The sequence below is a fragment of the Burkholderiales bacterium genome (assembly GCA_036262035.1).
Lineage (GTDB): Bacteria > Pseudomonadota > Gammaproteobacteria > Burkholderiales > SG8-41 > JAQGMV01.
In genome coordinates this window covers 438,058-457,343 of record DATAJS010000010.1, presented here as the reverse complement: position 1 = coordinate 457,343, position 19,286 = coordinate 438,058, and the positions used below count along the sequence as shown (strand labels likewise).

21 protein-coding genes are annotated in these 19,286 nt (G+C 68.1%); 14 read left to right on the top strand and 7 right to left on the bottom strand.

All coding sequences use genetic code 11. The features are described from left to right. Positions 1 to 59: 59 nt before the first annotated feature. On the bottom strand, positions 60 to 941 hold the full coding sequence (gene rsmI, locus VHP37_10165; GenBank protein ID HEX2826699.1) for a 16S rRNA (cytidine(1402)-2'-O)-methyltransferase: 882 nt from the start codon (positions 939 to 941) through the stop codon (positions 60 to 62). On the opposite strand from rsmI, the gene VHP37_10160 reads away from it, so the two are divergent. From VHP37_10160 to rfaE2, 5 genes are all read left to right on the top strand, one after another. After that, positions 927 to 2,021: a penicillin-binding protein activator gene (locus tag VHP37_10160; GenBank protein HEX2826698.1), complete on the top strand. Its 1,095-nt coding sequence runs from the start codon at positions 927 to 929 to the stop codon at positions 2,019 to 2,021. The two genes, rsmI and VHP37_10160, sit on opposite strands and share 15 nt — an antisense overlap. Beyond that, entirely contained in the window at positions 2,018 to 2,365 is a 348-nt protein-coding gene (locus VHP37_10155) for a YraN family protein (protein HEX2826697.1), read from the top strand. Before VHP37_10160 ends, VHP37_10155 begins: the two co-directional genes overlap by 4 nt. A 64-nt stretch (positions 2,366 to 2,429) precedes the next feature. After that, positions 2,430 to 3,020: a phosphoheptose isomerase gene (locus VHP37_10150; protein HEX2826696.1), complete on the top strand. Its 591-nt coding sequence runs from the start codon at positions 2,430 to 2,432 to the stop codon at positions 3,018 to 3,020. Beyond that, on the top strand, positions 3,017 to 3,589 hold the full coding sequence (locus VHP37_10145; GenBank protein ID HEX2826695.1) for a BON domain-containing protein: 573 nt from the start codon (positions 3,017 to 3,019) through the stop codon (positions 3,587 to 3,589). Before VHP37_10150 ends, VHP37_10145 begins: the two co-directional genes overlap by 4 nt. Before the next feature lie 10 nt (positions 3,590 to 3,599). Further along, positions 3,600 to 4,100, top strand: coding sequence for a D-glycero-beta-D-manno-heptose 1-phosphate adenylyltransferase (rfaE2, locus tag VHP37_10140; GenBank protein HEX2826694.1), 501 nt, complete (start codon positions 3,600 to 3,602; stop codon positions 4,098 to 4,100). Between the two features lie 177 nt (positions 4,101 to 4,277). Here the strand turns inward: rfaE2 and VHP37_10135 are convergent, their stop codons facing one another. From VHP37_10135 to VHP37_10125, 3 genes are read right to left on the bottom strand one after another with little or no spacing between them, the layout of a single operon-like run. Then, on the bottom strand, positions 4,278 to 4,709 hold the full coding sequence (locus VHP37_10135) for a hypothetical protein (GenBank protein ID HEX2826693.1): 432 nt from the start codon (positions 4,707 to 4,709) through the stop codon (positions 4,278 to 4,280). Next, on the bottom strand, positions 4,702 to 5,433 hold the full coding sequence (locus VHP37_10130; GenBank protein HEX2826692.1) for a type III pantothenate kinase: 732 nt from the start codon (positions 5,431 to 5,433) through the stop codon (positions 4,702 to 4,704). The genes VHP37_10135 and VHP37_10130 overlap by 8 nt, the downstream gene beginning before the upstream one ends. Further along, positions 5,430 to 6,395 carry a biotin--[acetyl-CoA-carboxylase] ligase gene (locus VHP37_10125; GenBank protein ID HEX2826691.1) on the bottom strand — a complete coding sequence of 322 codons (966 nt, stop codon included), beginning with the start codon at positions 6,393 to 6,395 and terminating at the stop codon, positions 5,430 to 5,432. Before VHP37_10125 ends, VHP37_10130 begins: the two co-directional genes overlap by 4 nt. Positions 6,396 to 6,452: 57 nt before the next feature. On the opposite strand from VHP37_10125, the gene VHP37_10120 reads away from it, so the two are divergent. Both VHP37_10120 and VHP37_10115 read left to right on the top strand, forming a co-directional pair. Then, positions 6,453 to 7,421, top strand: coding sequence for a tripartite tricarboxylate transporter substrate binding protein (locus tag VHP37_10120; protein HEX2826690.1), 969 nt, complete (start codon positions 6,453 to 6,455; stop codon positions 7,419 to 7,421). A 52-nt stretch (positions 7,422 to 7,473) separates the two neighbouring features. Then, a complete protein-coding gene (locus VHP37_10115) occupies positions 7,474 to 8,175 on the top strand; it encodes a peptidase E (protein ID HEX2826689.1) in 702 nt (233 codons plus the stop codon). Here the strand turns inward: VHP37_10115 and VHP37_10110 are convergent. The 3 genes from VHP37_10110 to VHP37_10100 form a co-directional block, all read right to left on the bottom strand. Continuing rightward, positions 8,172 to 8,849, bottom strand: a complete 678-nt coding sequence (locus tag VHP37_10110; protein HEX2826688.1) for a substrate-binding domain-containing protein — start codon at positions 8,847 to 8,849, stop codon at positions 8,172 to 8,174. The genes VHP37_10115 and VHP37_10110 overlap by 4 nt on opposite strands. A gap of 143 nt (positions 8,850 to 8,992) precedes the next feature. Continuing rightward, complete coding sequence (locus tag VHP37_10105) at positions 8,993 to 9,490, bottom strand: cyclic nucleotide-binding domain-containing protein (GenBank protein ID HEX2826687.1); 498 nt, start codon at positions 9,488 to 9,490, stop codon at positions 8,993 to 8,995. 90 nt (positions 9,491 to 9,580) lie between these two features. Next, complete coding sequence (locus tag VHP37_10100) at positions 9,581 to 10,558, bottom strand: tripartite tricarboxylate transporter substrate binding protein (GenBank protein HEX2826686.1); 978 nt, start codon at positions 10,556 to 10,558, stop codon at positions 9,581 to 9,583. Positions 10,559 to 10,626: 68 nt separating this feature from the next. On the opposite strand from VHP37_10100, the gene VHP37_10095 reads away from it, so the two are divergent. From VHP37_10095 to VHP37_10065, 7 genes are all read left to right on the top strand, one after another. Further along, complete coding sequence (locus VHP37_10095; protein HEX2826685.1) at positions 10,627 to 11,601, top strand: tripartite tricarboxylate transporter substrate binding protein; 975 nt, start codon at positions 10,627 to 10,629, stop codon at positions 11,599 to 11,601. 39 nt (positions 11,602 to 11,640) lie between these two features. Then, complete coding sequence (locus VHP37_10090; protein ID HEX2826684.1) at positions 11,641 to 13,431, top strand: glutamine--tRNA ligase/YqeY domain fusion protein; 1,791 nt, start codon at positions 11,641 to 11,643, stop codon at positions 13,429 to 13,431. Positions 13,432 to 13,558: 127 nt separating this feature from the next. Beyond that, entirely contained in the window at positions 13,559 to 14,323 is a 765-nt protein-coding gene (locus VHP37_10085) for a C39 family peptidase (GenBank protein ID HEX2826683.1), read from the top strand. Next, positions 14,320 to 15,783, top strand: a complete 1,464-nt coding sequence (locus VHP37_10080; protein ID HEX2826682.1) for a RimK family protein — start codon at positions 14,320 to 14,322, stop codon at positions 15,781 to 15,783. Before VHP37_10085 ends, VHP37_10080 begins: the two co-directional genes overlap by 4 nt. Before the next feature lies 1 nt (position 15,784). Next, entirely contained in the window at positions 15,785 to 17,032 is a 1,248-nt protein-coding gene (locus VHP37_10075; GenBank protein ID HEX2826681.1) for a glutamate-cysteine ligase family protein, read from the top strand. After that, positions 17,029 to 17,739 (top strand): N-formylglutamate amidohydrolase, encoded by a 711-nt coding sequence (locus VHP37_10070; protein HEX2826680.1) that lies wholly within the window; start codon positions 17,029 to 17,031, stop codon positions 17,737 to 17,739. Before VHP37_10075 ends, VHP37_10070 begins: the two co-directional genes overlap by 4 nt. Positions 17,740 to 17,924: 185 nt before the next feature. After that, positions 17,925 to 19,109 (top strand): GGDEF domain-containing protein, encoded by a 1,185-nt coding sequence (locus VHP37_10065; GenBank protein ID HEX2826679.1) that lies wholly within the window; start codon positions 17,925 to 17,927, stop codon positions 19,107 to 19,109. Positions 19,110 to 19,286 lie beyond the last annotated feature (177 nt).

Sequence of the window (19,286 nt, the reverse complement as noted above, 5' to 3'; positions counted from 1 at the left end):
CCGCCAGCGGCCACGGCACTGCCGCATATTAGAACGTTTCACGTTTCACATTTCACGTTTCACGCTTCACGTTTCACGCCTTTCATCTCCAGCGCCAGCGCATACAGATCGTTCTTCCGCGCGCCGGTGATCTTCGCGGCCAGGGCCGCGGCCTGCTTCACCGGCAGCTCTTCGAGCAGGATCTGCAGCGCCCGCCTGGCTTCGGCCGCTTCGGCGTCGGCGTCCGGCCGCGCGCCTTCGACGATCAGCACGAACTCGCCTTTCACCCGGTCCGGATTGCCGGCGAGCCACGCGCCCGCTTCTTCGAGAGCGCACTCGTGGATCGATTCGAAGAGCTTGGTCAGCTCGCGTGCGATGACGATGCGGCGCGGCCCACCGAGGTGCTTCGCCAGGTCCTCGACCGCTTCGACGACGCGATGCGGCGCTTCGTAGAACACCAGCGCGTAGGGGAGAAGCGCGATCTCTTCGAGCGCGGCGCGCCGCTCCGCCGGTTTCGCCGGGAGAAAGCCGCAGAAGAGAAAGCGCGGCCCGTCGCAGCCGCTCACCGACAGTGCGGCCGCAGCCGCGTTGGGGCCGGGGATCGGCACGACGTCGAAGCCCGCTTCGCGCACGGCGCGCACGATGCGCGCGCCGGGATCGGAGAATGCAGGCGTGCCCGCATCGCTCGCGAGCGCGACCGAGCGGCCGGCCTCGAGCTCCGCGACGATGCGCGGCGCGCTGCGCTGCTCGTTGTGCTCGTGCAGCGCCACCAGCCTCCGCGCGTCGATGTTGTAGTGATTGAGGAGCCGCGACGTGACGCGCGTGTCCTCGGCGGCGATCACATCGGCCTGGCGCAAGACGTCGAGCGCGCGCAGCGTCACGTCCGCGAGGTTACCGATGGGCGTAGCGACTACATATAATGTGGCCTTTGTGCCCCGCGTGTTCTCATGCTCCGCAGCCATCGCGCATCGATTCTCTGGTGGTTTGCCTTTCTAATATACGGGGCGCCCGTCTTCGCGGCTACGGATGCTCCGCTGCCGCCGCTCCAGCCTGCGCCCCAGCCGATCAAGCCGCCGCACATCGCGCTCCTCCTCCCGACCGGCTCGGACGCGTTCGGCAAGGCGGCCGATGCGGTGCGCGAAGGTTTTGCCGAAGCCTCGAAGAAGCACGTCGGCCCTCCGCTGACGATCCGCCTCTACCCGGTCACCGAAGATCCCAGGCAGCTCGCCGCCGCCTATCGCGAAGCCGCGGGTGCGGGCGCGCGTATCGTGGTGGGGCCGCTCACGCGTAACGGCGTGACGGCGATCGCGACCGCGATCAATCCGCTGCCCGTGCCCACGCTCGCGCTCAACGTCGCGGACGGCCTTGCCGCCAATCCGCCCAATCTCTATACGCTGTCGCTGCAGATCGAGTCCGAAGCGCGGCAGATCGCGCAGGTCGCGCTCAAGGACGGGCGCCGCAAGGCGCTGACCATCACCGATCCGTCGCCGCTCGGCCGCCGCATGCGCGACGCTTTCGTCGACGAGTTCGAGCGCGGCGGCGGTTTCCGCATCGCTGACTATCCGTACGCGACCGACGCGGGCACCCTCGAACGCCTGCGCCAGGCCGCGGCGACGGGCGCCGTCGACATGGTGTTCCTCGCGCTCGACGCGGGCCGCGCCCGGGCGGTACGCCCGCAGGTCTCCACGCTGCCGGCGTACGGCACGTCGCAGATCGACCCGGGTACGAACGCGGCGAACTTCATCGACCTCGACGACCTGCGCTTCGTCGACATGCCGTGGCTGCTCCAGCCCGACCATCCGGCGGTGATGGTCTACTCGCGGCCCGGTCCTCGCGGACCCGACGAGATCGAGCGCCTGCGCGCCCTCGGCATCGACGCCTTTCGCATCGCCGAGACGTTGTACGAAGGCAAGCGCCTCGCCGAGCTCGACGGCGTCACCGGGCGGCTCTCGCTCGCTCCCGACGGCCAGATACGCCGGGTGCTGCCGGTGGCGGTCATCAACGGCGGTCAGGTCAGCGTGCTTCCCGATCCGCCGAAATGAAACCGCACCGCGGCGCCGAAGCCGAAGCGATGGCCGCCGCGTTCCTCGAGCGCAAAGGCCTGCGCGTGCTCGAGCGCAATTTCCAGTGCCGCCTCGGGGAGATCGACCTGATCGCACGCGACGGCGATACGACCGTCTTCGTCGAAGTGCGCCGGCGCGTCTCTTCCCGCGCTTTCGGCGGCGCGGCGGCGAGCATCACGTCCGCCAAGCGCACCAAGCTCCTGCGCGCCGCGCGCTTCTATCTCTCGCGCCAGCGCACGACGCCGGCGTGCCGCTTCGACGCGCTGCTCATCGAAGGCGACCCGCCCCGCATCGACTGGATACGCGACGCCTTCGGCGCATGACGGCGGTGTCTCCGGCCGCAGACACTTGCGGCCGCCGCGGATCGTCCTTGTACAATATGCCGCCATGGACTTGATCAGCCGCATCAGCGAGAACTTCTCGGAGAGCGCGCACCTGAAGCTGCAGAGCATGGACGCGCTCGCGGGGCCGATCGCCGATGCCGCGGAGCTCATGGTGCAGGCGCTCAAGCGCGACGGGAAGATCCTCGCGTGCGGCAACGGCGGCTCGGCCGCCGACAGCCAGCATTTCGCCGCCGAGCTCCTCAATCGCTTCGAGATGGAACGTCCGCCGCTGGCCGCGGTCGCACTCACGACGGACACTTCGACGCTCACGTCCATCGGCAATGACTTCGACTTCGACCAGATCTTCGCGAAACAGGTGCGCGCGCTCGGCCACGCCGAGGACGTGCTGCTCGCGATCTCGACCAGCGGCAACTCGCGCAACGTCATCGCCGCGATCGAGGTCGCCCACGAAGCCGACATGCGCGTGGTCGCTTTGACCGGCCGCAACGGCGGGAGAATGGCCGAAGTGCTCGAACCGAACGACATCCACATCTGCGTGCCCGCGAACAGCACCGCGCGCATACAGGAAGTGCATCTGCTCGCGCTGCACTGCATCTGCGACGCGATCGACTGTCTCTTACTCGGAGTCCAATGACTATGCGACTTTTGCTCGCCGCCTGCGCCATCGCCCTCGTCCCGGTTCTCAACGGTTGTGTCGCCGCCGCGGTCGGCGGCGCGGCCGCCGGCGGTTATCTCGTCGGCGAGGATCGCCGGTCCAGTGCCGTCATGACCGACGACGAAGGCATCGAGCTGCGCGCGCAGAACCGCGTGGCCGAGAAATTCCCCAACGCGCACATCAACACGACCTCTTACAACAAGCTGGTGCTGCTCTCGGGCGAAGTGCCGAACGACGCCGCCAAGGCCGAAGCCGACCGTATCGTGCGCGGCATCAACGGCGTGCGCGGCACCTACAACGAGCTCACCGTCGGCCCGCCCACCGCGCTGTCGGCGCGCGCCAACGATTCGTACATCACCTCCAAGGTCAAGACGCGTTTCCTCGACGGCCGGCGCTTCAACCCGGTCCACGTGAAAGTGGTGACCGAGTCGGGAACGGTCTATCTCATGGGGCTGGTCAAGCGCCAGGAGGCGGACGACGCGACCGAGCTCGCGCGCACCACGAGCGGCGTGCAGCGGGTGGTGAGGCTGTTCGAAATACAGCCGTGAAGGATGAAGGGTGAAGGGTGAAGGGCGGCGTTACGGCACGCCTTCGTTCGAAGCCAAGATCTGCGCGCCGGACGCGCTGATCGCGCGCGTCGCCGCTCTTCCCCGCCCCCTCGTCTTCACCAACGGTGTCTTCGACATCCTGCATCGGGGACACGTCACGTACCTCGCGCAGGCGCGCGCGCTCGGCGCGAGCCTCGTGCTCGCGCTCAACGCCGACGCGTCGGTGCGACGGCTGGGGAAAGGGGACGACCGCCCGGTCAACACCCTCCCCGACCGCGCCGCGGTCGCGGCGGCGCTGGACTCGGTCTCGCTCGTCACATGGTTCGACGAGGACACGCCGCTCGAACGCATCCTCGAAGTCAGGCCCGACGTCCTGGTCAAAGGCGGCGACTGGAAAGTCGAGGACATCGTCGGCGCCGCCGAAGTGAGGTCGTGGGGCGGCAGCGTGCACTCGATCCCGTTCGAGCACGAGCGGTCGACGACGGCGCTCCTGCAGAAAATCCGGAAGTAAGCCGTAGGGTGCGCGCAAGCGCACCGCAAAGATCAAAAGCCTCAACACGGAGGACACGGAGGAAGGCACGGAGGGCACGGAGGAAAGCTAGAACGACGTCGCTCGCATTGCGTCCGATCGCTTCTCTCCGTGTCCTCCGTGTTCCTCCGTGTCCTCCGTGTTAAATGCTTTTGTCCTTTAACCGGGGCAGGGACCCGCTTTGAGGTCGGTGCCGGGAAAAGAGCGCTGCAGCTCTGCGATCTGCGCGACGGTGCCCGCGTCGGGCTCGCGCACGTAATAGGCGTAACGCCGCGCGCCCGCTTCGCCGAGGCTGCGCTGCAGCGGCGAGTTGCGCAGGCTGAGCTGCTGGAGCGCGGCTTCGGCTCTGCCGGCGTCGATCGCGTTGAAAGGCCCCCACTCGAGACACGCCGACTTCGGCACGCTGCCGCCCGGCCCGCGGGTCGCCGCGTTCATGAGCCTGATGCGCGCCGGATTGATCTGCAGGTCGTCGATGCGCGAGGCGGCGGCGCCCTTGTCGAGCACGAAGCGCGCGTACGCGAAGAACAGCACGTTGACGATCACCAGCACGATCGCCGCCGCTTTCGCGCCCATCCTCCGCCTTTCAGACATCGCCCGCTCCGATCCGCCGCAAACCTTCGAGCACGAGATTATCCACGACCTGCACGCGATGGCTCAGGAGCGGCGCGACGAGATTCGCGTCTCCGCCCGAGAGCATGACGAGCGGCTCGCCCTCGCCGACGTCGACCATGTAGCGCACCATGCGGTCCACCGCGCCCGCCAGCGCGTTGAGCGCGCCGCTCGCGATCGCATCGCCGGTATTGTCGGGGAAGAAGCTGAACGCGCCGTGCTGGAGCTTGAGCCGATCGGTGCTCGTGGCGAGCGAGCCGCGCATCACTGCATACCCCGGCACGATGAAACCGCCGAGGAATACGCCTTCGCCGGAAAGCGCGTCGACCGTCATCGTCGTGCCGGCGTTCACGACGACGCACGGTCCGTCGAAGAGCGTGCGCGCGCCGATGAGCGCCGCCCAGCGATCGGGCCCGAGCTGCTCGGGCGCGGCGTAGCCGCTCTTCACGCCGCACTGCTCGGCACGCGGCACGATCGTCTCGGCAGCGATGCCGAGGCGGCCGACCGCCTGCCGAATCGCACGCGCCGCGGTCTCGCCCGCCACGTTGGTCACCAGGATGCGATCGACCGCGGTGAGATGCGCGAGCGCCGATTCGAGCGCGTCCGCGTCCCCCGTGGCGACCGCGCCGCGCTCGATCCAGTCGTCTTCGTCGGCGAGACCCCACTTGATGCGGCTGTTGCCCGCATCGACCGCGAGCACTTTCATGGACGTTTGACCGCGCGCAGGGAGATCTCGCCGCTGTGCAGCCGCCGCAACGCGTTGCCGCTTTCGAACAGCAGCGCGCCGTCCTCGGCGATGCCGCGCGCGACGCCGCTGTCGGTCGCGCCGCCGGGCAGCGTCACCGTCACGCGCTTTCCCTGATGCGCGTGGTATCGCTCCCACTCGGGACGCAGCGGCGCGAAACCGTCGACGCCGAAGCGCTCCAGCACGTCACGCAGCTCGCGCAGTACCGCGCCGAGCACCGCGTTGCGATCCAGCGTGCCGCCGCAGGCGCTTTCGAGATCGGCCGCAGGCTGATCGATGCGCGCGCGCATCGCCGCGGAGAGACGGACGTTGACGCCGATGCCGACGACCACCGCGCTCGGCCCCAGCGTATCGCCGGACAGCTCGACGAGGATGCCCGCGAGCTTGGCCCCGCGCCACAGCACGTCGTTCGGCCACTTGAGCTCGACGTCGCCCGCGCCGATCGCCCGCAGCGCGCGCACCACGGCGACACCGACCGCGAGGCTCAGACCCGAGAGCGCGCTCGCGCCCTGCGCGTAGCGCCAGAGGACCGAGAACGCGAGCGCGCGCCCGATGCCGGCCTGCCATGCGCGTCCCATGCGGCCGCGGCCGCTCTGCTGCCACTCGGTGGCGAGCACGCTTCCGGACGCCGCCCCCGATGCGGCGCGCTGCATGAGCTCGGTATTGGTGGAGCCGACCGCGTCGACGACTTCGACGTGCAGTCCGTTCGCGCGTAGCGCCCGCGCGTCGAGCAGCGAGACCGGCTCGGCAAGCTTGTAGCCGCGCCCGCGCACCTTGTAGATGGCGAGGTCGGCGTCTTCGAGCGCGCGCACCGCGTTCCAGACGGTACCGCGCGATATGTCGAGCGTGCGGGCGAGCGCTTCGCCCGAATGGAACTCGCCGTCGGCGATGAGTCGCAGCAGCGCGAAAGAGTGAGGCGTCATGTGCGGTATAGAATAGCCCAACGATAGTCTCACGCGACCGATGAGAGGAGCTCGATGGTGAGGCGTGCGCTGTTTGCGTTGTCGATGGCCGCCCTGCTCGCGCCCGCCGCGCCCGCGGCGGAGCCGTCGAAATATCCGGCGCGCCCCATCCGCGTCGTCGTGCCCTACACGCCGGGCGGCATCACCGACGTGATGACGCGGCTGGTGATGACCGAGGTCGGCAAGGACGTTAATCAGACGATGATCATCGACAACCGGCCCGGCGCGAACAGCATCGTCGGCGTCGAGATCGTCGCCAAGGCGAACCCCGACGGTTACACGCTCACTTCGGTGATCCCCGCGCACACCGCGAACCAGACGCTCTATCCCAAGCTTCCGTACCACTCGCTGAAGAGCTTCGCGCCGGTCTCGCTGCTCGGCACCGCGCCGCTCATCGTGTGCGTGGCGAACAGCCTGCCGGTGAAGAACGTGAGGGACCTGATCGACCTCGCCAAAGCGAAACCGGGCCAGCTTTCCTTCGCGTCGAGCGGCGTCGGCGCCGCCGCGCATCTCACCACCGAGCTCTTCATGCTCACCACCGGCACCAAGATGGTCCATGTGCCGTATAAAGGCACTGCGCCGGCGCTGCTCGACCTCTCCGGCGGCCAGGTGCAGTTCATGATGGACACCCCGCTCTCGCTCCTGCCGCACGCGCGCGCGGGCAAGATCAGGGCGATCGCGATGGCGGCGGACAAGCGCGCCGCGGTCGCGACCGACGTGCCGACGCTGATCGAGCAGGGCGTGAAGGTGGTCGGCGGCACGTGGGTCGGCATCCTCGCGCCGGCGGGCACCCCGCGCGAGGTGGTCAACACCCTGAACAAGTCGATCGCCGCGGTCGTCCGGCGTCCGGACATCCACGACAAGATCGTGCAGGTCGGCATCGATCCGGTCGGCAACTCGCCCGAGGAATTCACGCAGTTCCTGCGCGACGAGATCGCCAAGTGGGGCAAGGTGATCAAGGCTGCAAACGTCAAGGTGGAAGGCTGAGCGCAGAGCCCTCCATCCCCGCGCAGGCGGGGATCCATTTTTTCAATAAAAAATGAAAAAACACATCCTCGCCATCGGCGGCATGGCGTTGCCGCCCGACCTCGACAACCTGCTTCTGATCGAGTACTTCCTCGGCCTCACCGCCAAACGAAAACCGAAAGTCGCCTTCATCGGCACCGCCCACGGCGACGCCGACATGGGACGGTTGCGCTTCTACGCCGGCTTTTCTCAATTTTCGTGCAAGCCGACTCACCTGCCGCTCTTCGCGCGCACACCGCGCGACCTCGAATCGTTCGTGCTCGAGCAGGATGCGATCTACGTCGGCGGCGGGAACACGAAAAGCATGCTCGCGGTGTGGCGCGACTGGGGACTCGATGAGCATCTGCGCAAAGCGTGGGAACGCGGCGTCGTGCTCGGCGGCGCGAGCGCGGGCTCGATCTGCTGGTTCGACTACGGTGTGACCGATTCGATCGCGGGTGCGCTGACCGCGCTGCCGTGCCTCGGCTTCCTCCAGGGCAGCAACTGCCCGCACTACGACAGCGAGAAAGCCCGCCGCCCGACGTTTCGCAGGCTCGTCGCGCGCGGCGCGATGCCCGACGGTCATGCGGCCGACGACGGCGCGGCGTTGCACTACGTCGACGGCAAGCTCTCGCGCATCGTCGCGAGCCTGCCGCGCGCCAAAGGCTATCGCATCACGCGCTCGGGCAAACGCGCGGTGGAGCGCCGGATGCCGACGCGCTACCTCGGACGCTAGACCGGCTCCATGCCCGTGGCGCGAATGACCGCTTTGGCGTCTTCGGTGCCGAGATAGTCGATCACCTCCCGTGCAGCTTGCGGCTCGCGCGCCTTCGCGAGCACCGTCGCGGCGAAGGTCGTGATCTCCTGTATCTCCGCCGGCAGCGGCCCGACGACGTCGATGCCCGCCACCGGCAGCAGCTCGGACATCTGCTGGAAGCCGATCTCGGCAAAGCCGCGCGCCACCACTTCGCCGGAGGGCTCTCCCTGAACGCGCGTCAGCTTGTGCTCGAGCTCGCCTGAGATCCCCATGCGTCGGAACAGACCGTCGAGATAGACGCCGCTCGGCCCGCGCGAGTACACGATCGACTTCGCGCCGAGCACCGCGCGCTTCAGCGACTCCGCCGACGAAAGATCCGGCCGCGGCGCTCCCGCCTTCACCGCCACGGCGACGCCGCAGGTCGCGAGGTCGATGCGCTCCCGCGCCAGCCCTTTCGCGATCAGCTCGTCGACGACCGCCGCCGCGATGATGACGAGGTCGGCGGCTTCCCCGCGTTCGACGGTCGCGACGACCTTCGCCGTCGGCACCCACAGCGTCGAGATGCGGTGTCCGGTCGCGCGCTCGTAGCGCGGCGCGAGCGTGAGATAGGCCTCCTTGAAAGCGAGGGACTGCATGACGGTGAGCTCGGCCACGCGCGGCGCTCCGAAGAGGGCAATGAGTGCCGGCAGTGTAACGGACGCCTCGGTGCGGGTCACCGCGGTTTCCGACCGGGTGCGGGCCGCCGAGAGCCCCCGGTCGCGCGTATCGATACGACGGTCGGGACGAACCGGGAGCGCTAGTGACGCTCGGCGAGCGGCGGAAGCGCGAACGGCGGCTCGTCGCGGTGCTGAGCGAGCGCCGCCAACTTGCGATAGGCGTCGTCGAGCCTGCCCACGACCGTGCGCAGCATCGCCATCGCAGCGGCTGCGTTGTGCTCGACGCATTCGAGCAGCACGCTGCGCGGCACGAAGAGGATCTCGCACGCATCCTGCGCGTCGACGTTCGAAGCGCGCGGGTTGCCGTCGATCACGCCGGTCTCGCCGAAGAAATCGTTCGGCTCCATCACCGCCGCGACGAGCTCCTGCCCTGCGCGGTCGAGGAAGGTGAGCTTCGCTCGGCCCGACAGGATGACGTAGAGACCGTCGGGGCCTTCACCGGCGTTGACGATACGCGCCCCGGCCGCATAGCTGCGGCGCTCGATCTGGAGGAGGAGCGCGCCGAACTGCGCGTCGGACAGCGGGGAAAACAGCGCGAGGCTGCGCAGGACGTGAGGATTGCAGGAGAGGCGCACCATGGCTCGTTGTTATGTTCGAGTGCCCGGCCAATGTAGAGGAGCGCCCACCGCGCTCGCGGTGACAAAGGCCCCGTTCTCCTGCAAATAATCTCAATCCGCCGTCATGCCGGTCGCGGTGACGACTTTCCCCCACTTGTCGACCTCCTTCTTCACGAAGGCGGCGAACTCGTCGGTTCCGAGCGGCGAAGGCTCCGACGCCTGCGCATGGAACTTCGCGACGGTGTCGGGCGAGCGCACGATCCGCAGCGATTCCTGCGCGAGCCGGTCGACGATCGCGCGCGGCGTGCCCGCGGGCGCGAAGAGACCGAGCCAGTTCAGCATCTCGTAGCCGGGCAGCCCCGCTTCCGCGATCGTCGGCAGGTCCGGCAGCACCTGCGAGCGTTTGCCCGAAGTCACCGCCAGCGCCCTGAGCCGGCCGCTCTTGGTATGCGGCGATACCGAAGCGGCGGTGCCGAAAGTGACGGGGACCTCGCCCGACACGACCGCGACGAGCGCCGGTCCGCCGCCCTTGTAAGGCACGTGCACGAGCTTGACGTGGCCGAGGTGCTCGAACAGCACGGCGGCCAGATGCGTGGACGTGCCCGAACCGGCGGAGGCGTAGTTGATCGAATTCGGCTTGCTGCGCGCGAGCGCGAGGAGGTCCTTGACCGACTTCGCCGGCAGCGACGGGTGCACCGCCAGCAGGCTCGGCGCATCCGACAATCTCGCGACCGGCTGGAAATCGCGCACCACGTTGTAGGGAAGCTTCTTGTACAGCGTCTGGTTCACCGCATGCGTGCCGACGCTGCCGACGACGAGCGTGTAGCCGTCCGGCGCCGCGCGCGCGGCGACTTCGGTGCCGACGATGCCGCCCGCACCGGCGCGGTTCTCGACGATGAACTGCTGCCCGAGCGCGACGCTCAACGGTGCCGAGACGAGCCGCGCGGTGAAATCGACGTAGCCGCCGGGTGAAAAAGCGGCGATGACGCGCACCGGTTTCGCGGGATAACTCTCCGCGGCCGGCGCGGGCTGAGCCGCCGCCAGCGCGAGCGCGCCGCAGGCGACGATGAAGGTTGACTGATGCTGCATGACCTCTCCTCGTTAGATATCGATCGTGACTGTTACGATAGTGCGAAGCTTAACAGCGGGATCTCGTCATGACGGCTCTTCGCACCATCGCGCTCTTCGCTGCCGCAATCGCGTCAGCCGGTTTCGCATGCACGAACGTGCACGCACAGGCATGGCCGTCGCGCACCGTGCGCGTCATCGTTCCGTTCCAGCCGGGCGGCGGCACCGACACGCAGAGCCGGCTGCTCGGGAAAAAGCTCACCGAGAATCTCGGCCAGAGCTTCGTCGTCGACAACCGCAGCGGCGCGGGCGGGCTCATCGGCGCGGAGCTCGCCGCCAAAGCGCCCCCCGACGGCTACACGCTGCTGTTCACGACCGCGTCGCTGAGCGTACAAGTGACGCTCGTGAAGAAGCTGGCGTTCGATCCGCTGAAAGATCTCGCGCCGGTGAGCCTCTTCTCGTCCGCCCCGCTGGTGCTCGTGGTGCACCCGAGCGTGCCGGCGAAGACGGTGCCCGAGCTGGTCGCGCTGGCGAAGAAATCCAAATCGAAGCTGAACGCCGCCTCCAACGGCAGCGGCACGACGAGCCATCTCGCGATCGAGATGCTCAAGCAGGCGGCCGGTATCGACGTGGTGCACGTGCCGTACAAGGGCGGCGGTCCGGCGGTGACCGCGATGATGGCGGGCGAAGTCGACCTGCGCTTTTCCGGACAGCTCGCGGTGCTTCCGCACGTGCGCTCGGGTCGCGTGCGTGCGATCGCGATCGCCTCGACCCGCCGCTCGACGCTCATGCCGGACGTGCCGACGCTCGCGTCGTACTACCCCGGTTTCGACGCCGACAACTGGTACGCGATGTTCGCGCCCGCCGCGATCCCGAAAGACATCGTGACCAGGCTGCACGGCGAGATCGTCAAGGTGCTCAAGGCGCCCGACATGCGCGAGACCATCGCCAGGGACGGCGCGGAACCGATCGGCAGCACGCCCGACGAGCTCGCCGCGTATTTCCGCAAGGAAGCCGACAAGTACGCGAAGGTGATCAGGGCGGCGAAAATCACGTCCGAATAGCCGGTCGTTTAGAATAGGGTTTTGCCAGACTTTCGCATCATGCCCGCCGGATCAGACAAGCCCGCCCGCAACAAACCGACCCCCTCGGAGAAGAACGAAGGCAGCGTCTCGAACTTCATCCGCCAGGTCATCGAGGCCGATATCGCTTCGGCCAAGCACGCCGGGCGGCGTTGGGCAGGACATCCCGGAGGCGCGGCGGTGCAGCGCGACGCACCGCCCGATCCGGCGAAGATACGCACACGCTTTCCGCCGGAGCCCAACGGCTATCTCCACATCGGACACGCCAAGTCGATCGTGCTGAACTTCGGGCTTGCGATCGACTACGCGGGCGCGTGCCACCTGCGCTTCGACGACACCAATCCGGAGAAGGAAGAGCAGGAATACGTCGACTCGATCGTCGAAGCGGTGAAGTGGCTGGGCTGCGACTGGGGCGAGCACCTGTATTTCGCTTCGGATTATTTCGACTTCATGTACGAAGCCGCCGAAGCGCTGATCGGCGCGGGCCACGCCTATGTCGACGAGCAGCGCCCGGAGGAGATCCGCGCGGCGCGCGGCACGCTGACCGAGCCGGGGACCAACAGCCCGTGGCGCGATCGTCCGCGCGAGGAATCGCTCGCGCGCTTTCGCGAGATGCGCGACGACCAGCACGCCGACGGCAGCATGGCGGTGCGCGCGAAGATCGACATGGCGTCGCCCAACATCAACCTGCGCGATCCGGTCATCTATCGCATCCGGCACGCGACTCACCATCGGACCGGCGACAAATGGTGCATCTATCCGATGTACACCTTCGCGCACCCGATCGAGGATGCGCTGGAAAACATCACGCACTCGCTGTGCACGCTGGAATTCGAGGATCAGCGGCCCTTCTACGACTGGCTGCTCGAGCGTCTCGCCGAGTGCGGCCTGCTACTGCGCCCGCTGCCGCAGCAGATCGAGTTCGCGAGGCTCAATCTCACTTACGTGATGCTGTCCAAGCGCAAGCTCATCCAGCTCGTCGAGGAGCGGCATTGCGAAGCGTGGGACGATCCGCGCATGCCCACACTCGCGGGCGCGCGCCGCCGCGGCTACACGGCGGAAGGCTTCCGGCTCTTCGCCGAGCGCATCGGCGTCTCCAAGGCCGATTCGTGGATCGAGTACTCGGTGCTCGAAGAGGCGATGCGCGACACCCTCAACGCGAGCGCCGAGCGCCGCATCGCGGTGCTCGACCCGGTGAAGCTGGTCATCGACAACTATCCGGACGGGCAGAGCGAAGAGTGTCACGCCCCCAACCACCCGCAGAAACCCGAGCTGGGACAGCGTGTTCTCCCGTTCTCGCGCGAGCTGTGGATCGAGCGCGAAGACTTCCAGGAGACGCCGCCCAAGGGCTACTTCCGGCTCTTCCCCGGTAACAGCGTGCGGCTGCGTTACGGCTACGTCGTGAAATGCACCGGCTGCGACAAGGACGCGGACGGCCGCGTCACGACGGTGCACTGCGAATACATTCCCGACACCAAATCGGGCACGCCGGGCGCCGAGAAAGTCAAAGTGAAAGGCGCCATCCACTGGCTCTCCGCGGCACACTCGGTCGCCGCCGAGGTGCGGATGTACGACCGGCTGTTCCGCGTGCCGCACCCGGGGCGCGACCGCGATTTCCTCGAAGACCTCAATCCGGATTCGAAGCGGGTGATCACCGCCCAGGTCGAGCCGGCGCTGAAGGACGCCAGGCCCGAGGAACGCTTCCAGTTCGAGCGCCACGGCTATTTCTGCGCCGACCGCCGCGATTCGAAACCGGGAGCGCCGGTGTTCAACCGGTCGGTGACGCTCAAGGATTCCTGGGCGCCGCGGTAAACGTCGTCATTCCCGAACCGCGGTAGCGGGACTATCGGGAATCCATTTTCGAGACCGAAAAAAATGGGTTCCCGCCTTCGCGGGAACGACGGAGGCTCATGGGCACCAAAACTGCAGCCGGGAACGTGTGAACGCCCCGCTGATCGCGCGCCCGCCGCGCCGCCACCCGATCCGCGCGAGCGAATTTCGCCTGCCGCTCACCATCCTCCGCCAGCCCGACGAGACCACGTGCGGACCGACGTGCCTGCACGCGGTCTATACCTACTGGGGCGAGAAGGTGCCGCTGTCGGACATCATCGCGCGCAATTACCGGATGGAGCACGGCGGCACGTACGCGGTGTATCTCGCGTGTGACGCGCTGCGCCACGGCTACGCCGCGACGATCTACACCTACAACCTCCTCGTCTTCGATCCGACGTGGTTCAGGCGCGACGTCGACATCTCGGAAAAGCTCACGCGCCAGCTCGAGTTCAAGATGGAGCGTCGGCGCTTCGAGCAGGTGACGCCGGCCTATCTGGAATTCCTCGAGCTCGGCGGACGACTGCGCTTCATGGACCTCTCGCCGACGCTCATCCATCGCATCCTGCGGCGGCGCCTGCCGATCGTGACCGGGCTGTCCTCGACCTACCTCTATCATGCGTCGCGCGAATACGGCCCCGACGACATCAAGGACGACGTTCGCGGCACCCCGTCGGGTCACTTCGTGGTGATCGCGGGCTACGACGCCGAACGGCGGCGCGTGCTCATCGTCGATCCGTACCAGCCGCACCCGTACGGCAAGACGCACGAATACTGGATCGGCATCGATCGCGCGGTCGGCGCGGTGCTGCTCGGCATCGTCACGCACGACGCCAACCTGCTCATCATCCACCCGCCGCCCGGAAGCGCGTGAAACCCCTTTTCGTCGTCAACCGCCATCAGGACTGGCCTTTCGAGATTCCGGGGTCCAGCGTCGCAACGGCGAGGGCTTACCTCACCGACCCCGCGCACGGCAGCACCGACGCGCAGGTCGTCAACCTGTGCCGGGCCGACCGTTACCAGGGACGCGGCTACTACGTGTCGCTGCTCGCCGAAGCGCGGGGCCACCGTCCGCTCCCGGACGTGAAGACGATCGAAGACCTGCAGGCGCCCGCGCACACCGAGATGCTGGCGGACGACCTCGACGCGCTCGTGCAGCGCTCGCTGCTGCACGATGCGTCGAATCTCTTCGAGCTCGATGCCTACTTCGGCTGCGATCCGGCGGAGCTCAATCCGGCGCTGGCGCAACACCTCTTCGCGGCGTGCAAAGCGCCTCTGCTGCGCGCGGTGTTCGAGCGCACGGGCTCGCGCTGGCGTCTGGCGGAAGTGCGCGCGATCGGCGTCGCGGACATCCCGCCCCAGCATCGCGCTTTCCTGCTCGCCGCCGCAACCGGGTACGCCACCGGCAGGCGGCGCGCGCGCAGCACGCCTGTGGACTCCGACGTCGCAGCAGTCGCGATCCTGCGCGACGAGCGCCAGATCGACCGGCCGTCGAACGACCGGGCGCTGCACAAATTCATCGACGCGGCGTCCAGCGTGGGACTGCGCGGCGAGATCATCGGACCCGGGGATCTGGCGCGGCTGGCCGACTTCGCCGGCCTCTTCATCCGCGCGACGACCAACGTCGGGCACTGGACCTACGAGTTCGCGCGGCGCGCCGCGGCGCTCGGCATGCCGGTGATGGACGACCCCGATTCGATCCTCAAGTGCACCAACAAGGTCTACCTGCACGAGCTGATGGCGCGCCACGCCATTCCCACGCCGAAGACGATGAGGGTCCACCGCGAGAACCTGGACCGCGTCGTGCCGACGCTGGGACTGCCGTGCATCCTCAAGCAGCCCGACAGCGGCTTCGGGCTCGGCGTGGTGAAGATCCACGACGTGCAGGAGCTCGCGGCGCGCGCGACACCGCTGCTCGAGCGATCGGAGCTGCTCATCGCCCAGGAATGGCTGCCGACGCCGTTCGACTGGCGCGTCGCGGTGCTCGACCGGCGCCCGCTCTTCGTGTGCAAGTACTTCATGGCGCCCGGCCACTGGCAGGTGATCAAGCGCGATTCGGCGCACCGCGTCGAAGGTCAGACCGTCGCGCTGTCGGTCGGCGAAGCGCCCGAGTGCGTCGTCGATACCGCGGTGCGCGCGGCGAACCTGATCGGCGACAGCCTCTACGGCGTGGACCTCAAGCAGATCGGCGACCGGTGCTATCTCATCGAAGTGAACGACAATCCGAACATCGACGCCGGCAACGAAGACCAGATCCTCAAGGATGCGCTGTACCGCGAAGTGATGGGGGTGTACGCGAGACGCATCGGCGCGCGCAGGCGCGTTGCCGCCTGACGTGGAGTCACCGGCGCGTCATCTGTTCGACGGCTGCGGCGTCGAGATCGAGTACATGCTCGTCGACCGCGCGACCCTCGACGTGCTGCCGATCGCCGACCGCGTGCTGATGGACGCCGCGGGCGCGAGCGATCCGGTGAACGCCGCCGCGCGCGGCGAGCTCGGCTGGTCGAACGAGCTCGTGATGCACCTCCTGGAGGTGAAGAACCTCGCACCGACCGACGATCTCGCGAAGCTTTCCGCACGCTTCCAGGAAGAGATCGTGGCGATGAACACGGCGCTCGCGAAGCACAGCGCGCGGCTCCTGCCCGGCGGCATGCATCCGTGGATGAACCCCGCGCAGGAAACGCGCATCTGGCCGCACGACAACGCGGCGATCTACCGCGCCTACGACCGGCTGTTCGACTGCCGCGGCCACGGCTGGGCGAATCTCCAGGCCTCGCACGTGAACCTTCCGTTCGCCGGCGACGAAGAGTTCGCGCGATTGCACGCGGCGGTGCGCGTGATCCTGCCGATACTGCCGGCGCTGGCGGCGGCTTCGCCGTATGCCGACGGCCGCGCCGACGGCATCCTCGACTTTCGCATGGAGGCCTATCGCAGGAACGCCGATGCGCTGCCCGCGCTCAACGGCGAGATCGTTCCCGAGATCGTCTCGTCGCGCGCCGAATACGAAGCGCGCATCCTCCAGCCCATGTATCGCGCGGTCAAGCCGCACGACCCGGAAGGCGTGCTCCAGTACGAGTGGCTCAATGCGCGCGGCGCGATCGCGCGCTTCGATCGCAGCGCGATCGAGATCCGGGTGCTCGACGCGCAGGAATGCCCGGGGGTGGACGTCGCCTTCGCGGCGCTCGTCATGGACCTCGCGCAGTGGCTCACCGAGAGCGCGTACTACAGGCCCGATCCGGCGAAGCAGCTTCCGACCCGGGCGCTCGCGAACATTTTCCTCGCGGCGATCCACGAGGCCGATCGCGCACGCATCGGCAACGAGGCGTACCTCGCGCTCTTCGGCGTGCAGCGCCGCGACTGCACCGCGGGCGTGGTGTGGGAGCACATCGCCGAGCACCTCGAGCGCGCCGGCAGCGCGCATCGCAGGGTCTGGCAGCCGGTGGTCGAGTACGTGCTCGCGCGCGGCCCGCTCGCACGCCGCCTGCTGCGCGCGATCGGCCCGCGACCGAGCCGGAGCGCCCTGCACGAGCTGTACACTGCGCTGGCCGAGGCACTGCAGGCAGGCAAGCCCTTCGATCCATGAACCGGGTGCGCGTCCTCGTCACCTGCGAGCACGGCGGCAACAAGATCCCCGCGCCATACCGCCCGCTGTTCGCGAAGATGCGCTCCGCGCTCGCCAGTCACCGCGGCTACGACCCCGGCGCGCTCGCGCTCGCGCGCGATCTCGCGAAAGCATTCGATGCCGAGCTCGTGTATTCGACGACGAGCCGCCTCCTGGTCGAGCTCAACCGCTCGCCGAACCACAAGCAGCTTTTCTCCGAAGCGACGCTCGGCCTGCCGCCGCCGGAGCAGGAGCGGGTGCTGGCCCGCTATTACCGGCCGTACCGCGACTGGGTCGAGTCGCAGGTCGGCGCCGGCGTCGCGGCCGGCGCGCACGTGGTCCACATTTCGAGCCACAGCTTCACGCCGCAGCTCGGGAGCGACGTGCGGCGGGCCGACGTCGGGCTGCTCTACGACCCGACGCGCAGGAGCGAGCGTGATTTATGTCTCACGTGGCGGCGGCAGATCCTGAGCGCGGACCGCACCCTCGTCGTGCGCCGCAACTATCCTTACCGCGGGAGCGCCGACGGCCTCACGACGCACCTGCGGAAACGCTATCCGGACGGCCGCTACACCGGCGTCGAGATCGAGGTCAACCAGAAGCACACGACGGGCGAAGCGGCGCGCTGGCGGGCATTACGCAACCTTCTGGTCGATTCTTTGAGGAGTACGCTGGGACTAATGTACTAAACCTCACGGCGGGCGAGCGCCGAGTCAGCTTAGAATCCCGTGACGCCATTCCTGCGATTCGGGGCAACGGACTAAAGATCGCGGCGCGACGGCCGCTAAAAGGCATTCACACCGGGCTCCGGGAGCGATATTTCCGGCCCGCCGCGTGCTTCAGGGACAACCAACGGACCCGGACGATCGACGCAGTGCCGACGCTCGATACCCAGACCCTCCTCCTCGTACTGATCGTCAGCAACCTGCTGATGGCCGGCGCGATGTGGATCACGTTCGCCGGGCGCTTCCAGGCGGGGCTGGGCCCGTGGACGGGCTCGCTCATCGTCCAGGGTTTCTCGTGGCTGCTGGTCCTCTCGCGCAACGACGTCCCGGACTTCATCTCGATCGCGGTCGCGACCGCCTTCCTGGTCTACTGCTGGTCGCTCCAGGTGAGCGCGCTGCTCGAATTCCACGGCAAGACGACGCCGCGCTGGCTGCTCTACGGGCCGGCGGTCATCGCCTTCCTGGTGGTGGTCATTTACGTGCGGGATCCGCGCGCGCGGCTGGCGGTGTGCGGTCTGGGCTTCGGGCTCGCACAATTCGCCACCGGAGCGGGGCTCCTGTACTACCGCGTCTCCGCCGAGAAGCGCACCCGGCTCCTGCTCGCCGGCAGCTTCTTCGTGATGGCGGCGGGACTTTTCTGGCTCGCGTTCACGGCCTGGTTCGAGCCGGAAGCGATCCTGCCGACCTTCGGTCCGCGACCCGCGCCGGGCGTATCGCTCCTCGCGTTCTACGCGGTGACGATCGCCTCGTCTTTCGCTTTCCTGCTCATGCACAAGGAGCGCGGCGACCGCGAGAAGCACGAGCTTGCGACCACCGACGGGCTGACCGGCGTCTACAACCGCCGCACCTTCAAGGAGCTTGCCGAGCCGCTGCTCTCGCGCGCCCGCCGCAGCCGCGGCGCGGTGTCGCTGCTCCTCCTCGACCTCGACCATTTCAAGCGCATCAACGACACCCACGGCCACCTGTCGGGCGACGACGTGCTGGCGGGGTTCGCCAGGCTCGCGCGCAGTTGCCTGCGCAAGGAAGACCTGCTGGCGCGCTACGGCGGGGAAGAGTTCGTGGTGCTGCTGCCCGGCACCTCCGAGCCCGCGGCGATCGCGCTCGCCGAGCGTATCCGCGAGGAAGTTTCCGACGCGGCGCTCTGTCCCGCCAACGACAAGGTGCGCGTGACCGTGAGCGTCGGCATCGCGGGCGAGAGCGGCGAGCACCTCGCGACGCTCGAGATGCTGCTCGGCCGAGCCGACGAAGCGCTCTACGCCGCGAAGGCCCGCGGCCGCAATTGCGTCGTCACCAGCACCCCGCCCCTGCCCCTCCAGGCCGCGGCGAACGCTTAAGTCCGCTGTTCGGCTTCGGCGTAGCTTGGACCTAGGGCGCGCGCAAGCGCACCGCGCCGTTGAAGGCGCGTCAGCGCCCTTTCGCCGCCCCGAGAGCTCGCTTCATCACTACACGGTGCGCCGTGCCGTGCACGGCGGTTGCGCTGGCGAATGTTGCGACTCGAAGCTCGCTGGTGC

Bases quoted from the DNA above. Each gene is read 5' to 3' on its own strand.
- VHP37_10100 (HEX2826686.1), bottom strand. From the start codon at position 10,558: ATGCAGCATCAGTCAACCTTCATCGTCGCCTGCGGCGCGCTCGCGCTG.
- VHP37_10115 (HEX2826689.1), top strand. From the start codon at position 7,474: ATGAAAAAACACATCCTCGCCATCGGCGGCATGGCGTTGCCGCCCGAC.
- VHP37_10125 (HEX2826691.1), bottom strand. From the start codon at position 6,395: ATGACGCCTCACTCTTTCGCGCTGCTGCGACTCATCGCCGACGGCGAG.
- VHP37_10090 (HEX2826684.1), top strand. From the start codon at position 11,641: ATGCCCGCCGGATCAGACAAGCCCGCCCGCAACAAACCGACCCCCTCG.
- VHP37_10150 (HEX2826696.1), top strand. From the start codon at position 2,430: ATGGACTTGATCAGCCGCATCAGCGAGAACTTCTCGGAGAGCGCGCAC.
- VHP37_10095 (HEX2826685.1), top strand. From the start codon at position 10,627: ATGACGGCTCTTCGCACCATCGCGCTCTTCGCTGCCGCAATCGCGTCA.
- VHP37_10145 (HEX2826695.1), top strand. From the start codon at position 3,017: ATGACTATGCGACTTTTGCTCGCCGCCTGCGCCATCGCCCTCGTCCCG.
- VHP37_10070 (HEX2826680.1), top strand. From the start codon at position 17,029: ATGAACCGGGTGCGCGTCCTCGTCACCTGCGAGCACGGCGGCAACAAG.
- VHP37_10105 (HEX2826687.1), bottom strand. From the start codon at position 9,490: ATGGTGCGCCTCTCCTGCAATCCTCACGTCCTGCGCAGCCTCGCGCTG.
- VHP37_10135 (HEX2826693.1), bottom strand. From the start codon at position 4,709: ATGTCTGAAAGGCGGAGGATGGGCGCGAAAGCGGCGGCGATCGTGCTG.
- VHP37_10155 (HEX2826697.1), top strand. From the start codon at position 2,018: ATGAAACCGCACCGCGGCGCCGAAGCCGAAGCGATGGCCGCCGCGTTC.
- VHP37_10130 (HEX2826692.1), bottom strand. From the start codon at position 5,433: ATGAAAGTGCTCGCGGTCGATGCGGGCAACAGCCGCATCAAGTGGGGT.
- VHP37_10160 (HEX2826698.1), top strand. From the start codon at position 927: ATGCTCCGCAGCCATCGCGCATCGATTCTCTGGTGGTTTGCCTTTCTA.
- rsmI (HEX2826699.1), bottom strand. From the start codon at position 941: ATGGCTGCGGAGCATGAGAACACGCGGGGCACAAAGGCCACATTATAT.